The sequence below is a fragment of the Stenotrophomonas sp. HMWF003 genome (genome assembly GCF_003061285.1).
Classification (GTDB): domain Bacteria; phylum Pseudomonadota; class Gammaproteobacteria; order Xanthomonadales; family Xanthomonadaceae; genus Stenotrophomonas; species Stenotrophomonas maltophilia_AP.
The window spans coordinates 11,693-15,092 of record NZ_QAIW01000390.1 but is presented as its reverse complement, the minus strand read 5'-3'; the positions used below and the strand labels follow the sequence as shown (position 1 = coordinate 15,092).

The window sequence follows — 3,400 nt, the reverse complement described above, 5'->3', positions numbered from 1 at the left end:
CCTGTTCGCTGGCGGTGACGCCGTGCGCGGTGCCGACCTGGTGGTCACCGCCGTGGCCGAAGGCCGCGATGCGGCGGCCAGCATCGCGCAGCTGCTGGCGGTGTAACGCCGCACGCTGCCCGGCTGTCCTCAAGCCGCGTTGGACAACGGCGCGGCCGCGCGCACCCCGGCCCGCTCGATCTCCAGCGCCAGCAACAGCTCAATCTCGTCCAGCTGGTCGCGGATGCGCCCGTTGCTGGCGTCATCGGCATGATCGTTGTCGATATGTGCGTCGAGCATGCGTGCCAGCCCGACCAGCAGCACGTCGGCGTCGCCGCTGGCGGCATGCCGCAGCAGCCGGCCCAGCGCGCGGATACGGGCACTGCGGTCGGCAGCAAGGGACTGGACCGACATGTCCTTCGGAACCTGGGAGAGCGCCATGGCGGGTTTTCCTGATTGACTGATGGCCCCCACTGTCGGTTATGGCCCACTTCCAGGCTATGCAACTAATACGAAAATGCGTGAAGACGCGTGCCCGGGTTCGCAGTTCCGCAGCCCGGGAAGCGACATAGAATGCCGGTTGACCCACCTCCCTACCGGATGATCCCCATGCGCATCGGCCTGGCCGCCAACCGCCTGCACCACCACGACAAGCACGCCGCCCTGTTCCGCTGGCTGCGCGCCTGCGACGGTGGCCTGCGCGAGCTGGGCGTGGAGCTGCATGCGGTCGGGCGCACCTTCGATGCGATCCAGCGATTGGGCTTCCTGCCCGATTTCGCCCCGCTCAAGCGCTATCCCAACGGGCGCGAGGGCGGCCTGATGAAGCTGGTGGCCGAAGTGGTCGGGATGGGCTCGCCCGAGCGCACCCTGGACGGGGCGATCTACCTGATGGATCCGGTGGACCCGTCGTCGATCTTCCCCGAGGCCACTGCGCTCAAGCGCCAGTGCGTGATCCACGGCAAGCCGTTCATTTCCACCGTGGCCACCGCGCGCGACTGGGTGGAAGTGGAGCGCGTGCACGCCGGGCTGCCCGCCGATCCGGGCGCCGACGACCTGCATGCGTTCGAACGGCATACCCTGGCCCTGATTGCGCACGACGCCATGAAGCCGGCGATCCTGGCCTTTGCCGACGAGCACTTCGACCTGCTCTCACGCTTCGCCCATCGCGTGGGCACCGGCACCACCGGCCAGCGCCTCAACGAGCTGGCCTGGAGCCGCGGCTGGCCGCAGGACCAGGCGTGGGTGCAGCGCTACCAGAGCGGTCCGATGGGCGGCGACGCGCAGATCGCCGACCGCGTGCTGGAAGGCGACTGCCAGCGCGCGATCTTCTTCGAAGACCCGCACGTAGCCCGCCAGCACGAGGCCGACATCCAGCTGCTGGAACGCGCCGTCACCACCGTGACCGACCAGGCCGTGTGCATCACCGCCCCGCGCGTGGCCGCCCGCTGGGCGCAGGCCGCCACCGCCCGCGCCACCCGGTAGGTACCGACCGTTGGTCGGTACGCCGGACATCGGTGAACCGATGGTTGGTCGGCACGAAAGATACCGGTAGTGCCGGCCGCTGGCCGGCAACGTCGCGGGCTTGGACGTCATGTGCAGCCGACCCACGGTCGGCTCTACGGGGTGGGGCCCAGCAGTTGCCGCAGCGTCGCCTTCAACCGCCGTCCTTCGGCCTGGAAGTAATCGCGCTCCTGCCGCCACGCCGGGAAACGCTGCTCCACCTCGACCCAGAAGGCCGGCGAATGGTTGGCCTGGATCAAATGGCAGAGCTCGTGCACCAGCACGTACTCGAAGGCCGATGGCCGGCCCAGCACCAGCGCCAGGTCCAGCGCCATGCTGCCGTCGGGCGCCAGCGACCCCCATTGCGAGGACATCACCTTCAGGCGCAGCCGCGCCGGTGCACGCGGCAGGCCGGGCAGGTAGCGCGGCAGCCACTGGCCCACATCGGCGCGCGTCTGTGCCTCGTAGAACTCGCGCAGGGTGCGGCGCAGCGTGGCATCGGTACCGCGCGCCGGCCAGTGCAGGCAGGCGCCCTCGCCGTCCACGCGCATGTGCGCGAAGCGGCCGCTCTCCCACCGCAACGGCAACAGCGCACCGCGCAACGGCAGCACGCCCGGCTCGCCGATCACCAGCGGTGGCGGCAGGTTCTGCGCCTGGTAGCTGCGCAGCTGCGTGGACAACCAGTCGCGGTGCAGCTCCAGGAAGCGTTCGCCCATCACCAGGCTGGCCCGCGGCGGCAGCGTCAGGCGCACGCCCCGCTCGTCGACACTGAGCTTGATCCGCCGCGCACGCGGATCGCGCACGCGCAGCACGTCGATCTCGGCATCTTCCAGCCGCAGTCGAACCGTGTCGCGCTGCAGGGTGGGGGCAGCCGGCGAAATAAGGCGGCGGAGGAATCCGGACATGGGTACAGCATAGCGCCGGCAGTGACCGGCGCATGACTGCGCGCTGTTCAGGCCAGCGCGTAGAGCGGGGGCCGCTGGCTCAGTCAGCCTTGCTGAGCTTGAAGGCCTCTTCCAGCAGCAGGAACAGGCGCCGTACTTCGCCGCTCTGCAGGGCGAAACGGGCGTCCAGTTCGGCGCGGCGGCCGTCATCGTCGGCGTGTTCAAGCTGGTCCAGCGCGCCGTCCAGGAACTTCAGCTTGCGCACGATCAGGTCGTCGCCCAGCACGAAGGACAGGTTGTCCTCGAACACCAGCGCCAGCTTGGTCACCTGCTTGCCGGCATCCAGGTGCTTGTCGATCTCGTCGCAGCGCAGCTCCTGGTGCTGGCACTTGACCACCGCACCGCCCTCGGCCGGGTCCTTCATCTCGCATTCTTCGCCCAGGCTCAGCCCGGTCGGGAGTTCCTCGCCGGCAATCCAGCCGGTCAGGATCGAGCGCGGCGCCACTTCGGCGTTGAGCGGCATCGCCGGGAAGCTGCCGAGCAGGCCACGGATGTCGGACATCACGTTCTCGCCGGTCTTGCGGCTGGAGCTGTCCACCGCCACGTAGCCGTGGGTCAGGTCGATCAGCGCGTCGGTACGCGAGCTCTTCACGAAGGCGCGCGGCATCAGTTCGTGCAGCAGGTCGTCCTTGAGGCGCTTGCGCTCGCGGCCGCCGGGCTTGCGGCCTTCCTTCTCCTCGATCTCCTCGAGCTTGCGCGCCAGCAGGTCGTTGACCACCGCGCCCGGCAGGATCTTGTCCTCGCCGCCCACGGTGAGCCACAGCGCATCGCCGATGCGGTGCGAGAACACGGCCTTTTCCTCGCGGCCGAACGGCGAGATGAAGCCACGCGAATTCATTTCAAGCGGACCCACCGGCTTGAGCAGCACCTGCGGCAGCAGGGTGTCTACTTCGGAAAAATCGGTGGCGGTCGGGAAGCGGAACAGCGTCAGGTTGCGAAAGAACATGGAAGTCCGAAGTAGGTCGTGAAGGGAAGGC

4 protein-coding genes are annotated in these 3,400 nt (G+C 68.8%); 1 reads left to right on the top strand and 3 read right to left on the bottom strand.

What is annotated here, in order from left to right; genetic code table 11:
- Positions 1 to 129: 129 nt before the first annotated feature.
- Positions 130 to 420 (bottom strand): hypothetical protein, encoded by a 291-nt coding sequence (locus tag DBR34_RS16740; RefSeq protein WP_128097636.1) that lies wholly within the window; start codon positions 418 to 420, stop codon positions 130 to 132.
- Positions 421 to 588: 168 nt separating this feature from the next.
- On the opposite strand from DBR34_RS16740, the gene DBR34_RS16735 reads away from it, so the two are divergent.
- The gene (locus DBR34_RS16735) at positions 589 to 1,461 is read left to right on the top strand and encodes a methylglyoxal synthase (RefSeq protein WP_128097635.1); all 873 of its coding nucleotides are present in this window, start codon (positions 589 to 591) and stop codon (positions 1,459 to 1,461) included.
- A gap of 134 nt (positions 1,462 to 1,595) precedes the next feature.
- On the opposite strand, the gene DBR34_RS16730 is transcribed toward DBR34_RS16735, so the two are convergent.
- Both DBR34_RS16730 and DBR34_RS16725 read right to left on the bottom strand, forming a co-directional pair.
- Positions 1,596 to 2,384 (bottom strand): SprT family zinc-dependent metalloprotease, encoded by a 789-nt coding sequence (locus DBR34_RS16730; protein ID WP_128097634.1) that lies wholly within the window; start codon positions 2,382 to 2,384, stop codon positions 1,596 to 1,598.
- Between the two features lie 79 nt (positions 2,385 to 2,463).
- Complete coding sequence (locus DBR34_RS16725) at positions 2,464 to 3,369, bottom strand: recombination-associated protein RdgC (RefSeq protein WP_128097633.1); 906 nt, start codon at positions 3,367 to 3,369, stop codon at positions 2,464 to 2,466.
- Positions 3,370 to 3,400 lie beyond the last annotated feature (31 nt).